Source organism: Catenovulum sp. 2E275 (assembly GCF_025515275.1).
GTDB lineage: Bacteria > Pseudomonadota > Gammaproteobacteria > Enterobacterales > Alteromonadaceae > Catenovulum.
In genome coordinates this window covers 1-6796 of record NZ_JAOPFU010000082.1, presented here as the reverse complement: position 1 = coordinate 6796, position 6796 = coordinate 1, and the positions used below count along the sequence as shown (strand labels likewise).

Genomic DNA, 6796 nt, shown 5'->3' with positions numbered 1-6796 from the left:
CTGCGCCAAATTGTTTTGATGTAGAGCGACTATACCTACAACAATTTGTCTTGTCTCATGCATTTTTTTCTCCGGCTGAAATCAAGCATCTTGAGGTGGCACGGGTATACAATCATCAGAACATAAAGTGAGTTTATGTTCTGATGATTTAAAGTGAAATAATGCAGAGGTTATTCAACCAGCCAAGGTTGTGAAAACCAAAAATAATCGCCACTGCCGTCATTTCTTGGCAAGGTACAGTTGTAACGTGAGCGGCCAGTATTTAACTTTTCAGTTGCAACCACAATTGCATAATCCGCTTTGTCTGTCACTTTGGCTTTCGGTTGTGATGTGACAAAACAATTGAGTTGTCCGGCATTTATTTTGCCTTTAGTCAGCCAATTTAAGTTAACTTGTGGTGGGTTTTGAGTGTTGGCTTTAAGCGGACTTGGCAAGGTTTTGTAGTCTACCGGTAATGCTTTGCTTTTTAATTTTACCGCTAAAGTTTGTAAATTTGCGTATTGCCCTGAAGCTGGGAATCGAGGCAACGCGGTAAAATCTGAATAGCTCGCAATAACTCCACTTTGCTGACCAAAAGCAATTAAATTTTGCTCGGTTAACCAAGTGGTTAGCCAGCTATCGTATTCCCCATAAGGAAATGCAACCATTTTAGGTGACCCACCAATTTGCTGCTCGATGGCTTTTTCGGTTGATAAAATGGAGTCTTTTACATGCGCCTGCCATTGTTTCATATCCATATCTTTAGGCTGTCTAACCCAATAATCATGCTGCCAGCCATGATTCGCAATTGCCATACCTTTGTTATGCCAGTGTTTTAGTTGCTGCCATGACAAATAATGCGATTTATGTTTTTCCAAAAGTCCCGGGTTAACAAAAATAGTGGCGGGCCAATTGCGCTTTTCAAGCTCTGGTAAAGCGACATCAATTAAGTTTAAATAGCCGTCATCAAATGTAATGGCAACTGCATTTTTTGGTAACGGCTGACCATTTTGTATTTTGTTTAACGCTGATGGCAAATCAACAATATTAAATTGGTTGTCGGCTAAATAATTTAAATGCTCTATAAACTCATTTGGCCGGATACTGGTAATACCGGGGGTATCATCAGCCACGTGATGATATTGTAAAACCACCAGATGATTTGCTTGCTCCGGCGCGATATTTGTTTTTTCCTGCGCGAAACTTATTCTGGTAAAATTAAATAAAATAAATACGGCACAAATACTTAGATATGTTTTCCAAAGTTTCATCTGTTCAACTCCGTGCTATTTTAGCAATTGCTATTCCAATGATAGTGTCCAATATTACCACACCTTTATTAGGTATAGTGGACACCAGTGTATTAGGTCATTTACCTGAGCCTCATTTATTGGCAGGTGTCACAATATCCGGCATGTTAATTACGGTTGCCGTTTGGATATTCGGTTTTTTGCGCATGTCAGTCACAGGGTTAACAGCCCAAGCCAGTGTAAAAGACAATGCCATTGAGCAAACCAATACGATTTTACGTCAGGCGCTTATTTTAGCGGCCTTTGCTGCATTTTTTATTTTGTTATTACAACAAGCTTATCTAAAACTGGGTTTATGGTATGCCCAAGCCGATGAGTTAACTCAGCAAAGTGCAACAGATTATTTTGCAATTCGAATTTGGGCAATACCAGCTAGCTTGTTTAATCTGGCTTTAATTGGCTGGCTACTGGCACAAAATAAAGCCAAACAAATTATGTGGGTGCAAATTGTGATAAACCTCACCAATGTGATATTGGATTTAATCTTGGTTTATCAGTTCCATTTAGGCGTAAAAGGCGTTGCTTGGGCAAGTTTAACCGCTGAATATTTAGGATTAATCTGTTTGTTAATAACAGCCAAACCTATGATCGCCAGTCAAATATTATTTAAATTTAAACACAGCTTAAACTGGCAAGCCTTAAAACCTTTTATGTTGGTTAACCGCGATATTTTATTACGCACCTTAATTTTACAAGCCGCTTTATTGTTTATTACTTTTCAAGGCGCTCGTTTAGGGGTAGATGTTGTCGCCAGTAATGCGGTATTAATGAATTTTATGATGCTCATCTCGCTGGGGTTAGATGGCATTGCTTATGCCGCCGAGGTACTAACTGGCAAACATTATGGCGCAAAACAAAACAATAAATTGGTTGAAACATTAAGAGCCTGCGCCCTATTCACCTTTATATTCGCTTTATTTTACGCTTTGCTATTTATATTGTTTGGACAGCAAATAATTAATTTAATGACAGACCTGCCTCAAATAAGAGCGCTGGCAAATCAATACATCATCTACATTATGATCCTACCACTCACCGCAGCCGGATGCTTTTTATTAGATGGTATATTTATTGGTTTAGCCGCCAGTAAAGCAATGCGAAATAGTATGGCAGTTTCAGTTTTTGGTGTGTTTTTTCCGGTGTGGTTAATGCTGGATTTGGTTTTAAATCCAGAATATGCAAATCATGCATTATGGCTTGCGCTACATGCCATGATGTTAAGCCGGGGGATTACGCTTTATCGGAAAATGCCCGCTTATATTGCTCGCGATGAAGTTTAAGCCTGAGCCAACGATTGGCAAAAATACCAATATAACCCCAAACAGAATAACAAAAAGCAGAAAACAATAAGAGAACCGCTAAATAAAACCAGATAACCGCAAAGTCCAGACTCAGCCAAACCAGAACGGCGCTTAACCAAAATGCAACCAACCCCTGCATAAAAGTGCGCCAGCTTTTATCTGGCGCATTACCTAGTTTTTCTAACAGGCTGACTGATTCGGTCATTAGTTGTGATTAGTAGTAAGAGTGAGCGCCAGATTTGTGCTCAGTTACGTCTTTAACGCCGGTTAATTCACCTTCAAATTGCTCAATAAGTTGCTTTTCAATCCCTTCTTTAAGGGTAACATCAACCATAGAACAACCATTACAACCACCACCAAACTCAAGCACCGCAATACCGTCTTCAGTTAATTCAATTAAACTCACCTTACCGCCATGATTAGCAAGTTGCGGATTAATTGTACTAACTAATACATATTCGATACGCTCGCGTAATGATGCATCTTCAGACACTTTACGCATTTTGGCATTAGGGGCTTTTAAAGTTAATTGAGAGCCCATTTGATCGGTCACAAAATCAATTGAAGCGTCTTCTAAATAAGGTTCGCTTTCTGGATCAATTACCGCATTGAACGGCCCAAACTCGATAATAATATCTTTATCTTCAACTGCGTCAGCCGGACAGTAAGATACACCACATTCAGCGTTGGGCGTGCCCGGATTCACAACAAAAATACGAATTTGAGTACCGTCATCCTGCTTTTCTAATAATTTAGCAAAATGCGCTTGTGCTGATTCAGAAATAGTAACTGGGTTTCGAGTTTCGCTCATACAAATTACCTGACTAATTTACTCGGATTTAATATATGATACTCGCTTCTGACTCAACAAAAAAGTCTCCGCCAAATTTTTAAACGCTAAAAACCTTATTTTGCCGCTAAATTACCTTAATCAACCACAAATTAGGCTGACAACTTCAACTAGGCTTAAGGTTTATAACGAAAGTTTTTTACGCGGATAAGGCAAATTCATGCGTCAATAGCCAGCCTGTTGAAAGTGAATTTAACGCAGTCCCCATGAAAAAAGGCCGTTTGAAACATATTCATTAACCCGAGTTGAGGTTATTATATACAGAGCTGTGTTTGTTTTTATATTTGTTTTGCCGGAGCGGTTCCTCTCAATGCGCTGTTTGTTGTTATTACCCCTTTTTATATTCCAAACTTTATTATTGCAGGCTCATGCAGCCAGTTTGAATAATCCTGAGCAGTTTTTTAATAAAGCCTTAGGCGAACAACATTTAAGATATGATCAAATTGAAGATTATCTCGATTATCTTGCGCAAAATAGCGACAAAATCACCCGAACAACTTATGGAAAAAGTTATCAGGGGCGAGATTTAAATTTAACCATTGTATCGTCTGCGCAAAACATAGCAGATTTAGATGCGATTCGAATTCGCCACGAACAGCTTAATAATCCATTTGCAACTCAACCTAATCTAAGCAAAATGCCAGTGATTATCTGGCTGAGTTTTGCCGCACACGGCAATGAACCAAGCGGCTCACACGCAGCACTAAAATTAATTCACCAGCTTATAAATACTGCCGATGAGCAAACCCAAACCTGGTTAAATAACAGTGTAATTTTATTGGATGTGATTGCTAACCCAGACGGATTTGACGATTACGCCAATTGGGCAAATAAAAACTATAGTTTTTATCCACCAACAGATCGCCAACACAGCGCCCATAACGAACCTTGGCCAACAGCGCGTGGCAATCATTATTTATTTGATTTAAACCGCGACTGGTTACCGGCTACCCAAACAGAAACGCAGGCGAAAATAGCGCAATACCATAAATGGAAACCGAATGTATTGGCTGACTTCCATGAAATGCAGTCAGATCATAGCTATTTTTTCCAACCGGGTGTTGCCAGCCGAGTTAACCCGCTAACCCCACTTGAAAATATAAAATTAACTGAACAATTAACCCAATTTACCGCGAAACAATTTGATCAACAGGGCAAACTTTATTTCACCAAAGAAAGATTTGACGATTTTTATATCGGTAAAGCTTCTACATACCCTGATATTCAAGGCGGGGTTGGTATTTTATTGGAACAAGCCGGAAGTTTAGGCCAGCAAATAGACACTCAATTTGGCACCTTAACGTTTGCCAAAACCATTGCCAATCAATTTACTGGTGCGTTGTCCATTATTGAAGCCGCTAACGCCAAACGTGATGAATTATTAAATTATCAGCAAAGCTTTTTTAAGCAATCAATTGCACAAGCCAAAGATGACAAAGTATCGGGTTATTTGATTACTGACGAAGCTGGTTCAAACCGTTTAAATGCTTTTTTAGGTTTATTAAAATTGCATCAAATCCAAGCTTACCCTCTCACTGAAAATTTTATTTTAGACGACCATACATTTGATAAAAAAAATACTTACTGGGTTGCATTTAATCAACCACAGTATCGGCTGATTAAAAGTATTTTCAGCGAGCAAACTGAATTTTCGGATCACGTTTTTTATGATGTTAGCAATTGGAATTTAGCACTTGCCTATGGCGTAAAATACCAAGCGGTAGAAAAGCGATTATTTGGGGTTAAAATCCAAAACTCACCTTGGGTAGAGCCAGCTAAACAAAATTATCCGGTTAATTTAACCGCCAATGCAACAGGCTGGATAATTCAAGGCCAGCAGGCCAATAACTATAAATTATTAAGTCATTTGTTAAAGCAAGGTGTCACCGTTCGTGTGCTCGAAAAAGCGCTCAAAGCCCAAACCAGCCAAGGTGAAAAAGCATTTTCTGCTGGCAGTTTATTGTTATTAAAAACCGAAAATAGCCAATTATCTGTGGCACAATTAGCTGATCTCATTGCGCAATATCCGGTTGAAATACACAACGCAACCAGTCTAAAAACCATTCAAGGGCCAGATTTAGGCAGCGCTTATCAGGTAAAATTAATCCAACCCAAAGCAGCCATTGTCACGGGTGAACTGGTTTCTGCGTTTGAGGTTGGTCAAATCTGGTACCATTTTGATCATCAGCTAGCCTTACCACTGAGCATGTTAAACAGTAATCAGCTTAAAGATGTTGATTTAACTGGTTATACCCACTTAATTTTAGCCAGCGGCGACTACAATCAGTTACCCAAAAACTTTATTACCCAACTCACTTTATGGCTTAACCAAGGCGGCACATTAATTACGATTCAGCGTGCTAGTTTGTGGGCTAGCCAAAAAGCATTAATTGAAAACGAGTTTTTAACCCAACGGGAGATTAATCTGGCTTTTCCTAAAAGCAATCAAGCTTATCAGGATCAGGAAGCTTATTTAGCCGAACGGGTTATTTCTGGTGCGGTATTTAATACTCAGCTCGATACCAGCCATCCATTGGCAATGGGCATAAATCAACCGGAAATTGCTATTTTTCAAAATGATATAACCATGTTATTAGATGCAAATACCCCATTTCATGACTTGCTAAAGTTTTCTGATAACCCTTTAAAAGCAGGTTATACCAGTACAGAAAACCAAAGGTTAATTGCCAATACAACCGCATTAACAGCATATAAAACCGGTAAAGGCCAGGTCATTGCATTTAGTTTTGATCCACTTTATCGGGCTTATTGGCACTCAACTAGCCAGTTATTTAATAACAGCATTTATTTTGCTCATTTAATTAACTTTAACCATTAATCCAACTCTGCTTATTTAACCTGATGTGATGGTCTTCTCCCATATTCGGTTCATCTGCTGAATAGAGCTAAATCAATATAAATTGCGAGTATCGTTATTTATATTGATTTAGCTCTATGAGTATGCTTTCACCAACCAAATAAGTTTAACGATTTACCAAATAAAAAATATATTTTTCAAATAGATAATTTTTAGTTAAAAATATTAATTAATTTTTATTGGTAAACGTTTAACTTGAGTGCTATAACTTACCTCCAATAACCATACAAAAAACAAACAAGCATAAAACAAATATCAAACAAAAGGATTCCGTATGCCTCGCTCAATACTCACAACAGAAATCCGCCAGTTTATAAATCCTGCGTTATTCAGTTTGCTGCTGGTTTTATCCGGCTGCCAAAGTGATTCATCTACAGCTAGCCAACAGGAACAGGAACAGGAACAGGAACAGGAACAGGAACAGGAACAGGAACAGGAACAGGAACAGGAACAGGAACAGGAACAGGAACAGGAACAG

The 6796-nt window shown here is 38.7% G+C and carries 6 protein-coding genes; 3 read left to right on the top strand and 3 right to left on the bottom strand.

All coding sequences use genetic code 11. The features are described 5' to 3' along the window. Nucleotides 1-170: 170 nt before the first annotated feature. Nucleotides 171-1250, bottom strand: a complete 1080-nt coding sequence (locus N7931_RS18840; RefSeq protein ID WP_262795891.1) for a polysaccharide deacetylase family protein — start codon at nucleotides 1248-1250, stop codon at nucleotides 171-173. Between N7931_RS18840 and N7931_RS18835 the strand changes: the two genes are divergently transcribed. Beyond that, complete coding sequence (locus tag N7931_RS18835; RefSeq protein WP_262795890.1) at nucleotides 1232-2569, top strand: MATE family efflux transporter; 1338 nt, start codon at nucleotides 1232-1234, stop codon at nucleotides 2567-2569. The genes N7931_RS18840 and N7931_RS18835 overlap by 19 nt on opposite strands. Here N7931_RS18835 and N7931_RS18830 read toward each other — a convergent pair. Further along, entirely contained in the window at nucleotides 2520-2795 is a 276-nt protein-coding gene (locus tag N7931_RS18830; RefSeq protein WP_262795889.1) for a hypothetical protein, read from the bottom strand. The genes N7931_RS18835 and N7931_RS18830 overlap by 50 nt on opposite strands. A 9-nt stretch (nucleotides 2796-2804) precedes the next feature. Further along, the gene (gene nfuA / locus N7931_RS18825; RefSeq protein ID WP_262795888.1) at nucleotides 2805-3401 is read right to left on the bottom strand and encodes a Fe-S biogenesis protein NfuA; all 597 of its coding nucleotides are present in this window, start codon (nucleotides 3399-3401) and stop codon (nucleotides 2805-2807) included. A gap of 349 nt (nucleotides 3402-3750) precedes the next feature. Here nfuA and N7931_RS18820 point away from each other — a divergent pair, with 349 nt between their 5' ends. Together N7931_RS18820 and N7931_RS18815 are read left to right on the top strand one after the other, a co-directional pair. Further along, nucleotides 3751-6279 carry a M14 family zinc carboxypeptidase gene (locus N7931_RS18820; RefSeq protein WP_262795887.1) on the top strand — a complete coding sequence of 843 codons (2529 nt, stop codon included), beginning with the start codon at nucleotides 3751-3753 and terminating at the stop codon, nucleotides 6277-6279. Between the two features lie 313 nt (nucleotides 6280-6592). Next, nucleotides 6593-6796 (top strand): hypothetical protein (locus tag N7931_RS18815; protein ID WP_262795886.1); only part of this gene is annotated, 204 nt, incomplete at its 3' end.

Coding starts and splice junctions, on each gene's coding strand:
- N7931_RS18835 (WP_262795890.1), top strand. CDS start 1,232: ATGTTTTCCAAAGTTTCATCTGTTCAACTCCGTGCTATTTTAGCAATT.
- N7931_RS18830 (WP_262795889.1), bottom strand. CDS start 2,795: ATGACCGAATCAGTCAGCCTGTTAGAAAAACTAGGTAATGCGCCAGAT.
- N7931_RS18820 (WP_262795887.1), top strand. CDS start 3,751: ATGCGCTGTTTGTTGTTATTACCCCTTTTTATATTCCAAACTTTATTA.
- N7931_RS18840 (WP_262795891.1), bottom strand. CDS start 1,250: ATGAAACTTTGGAAAACATATCTAAGTATTTGTGCCGTATTTATTTTA.
- nfuA (WP_262795888.1), bottom strand. CDS start 3,401: ATGAGCGAAACTCGAAACCCAGTTACTATTTCTGAATCAGCACAAGCG.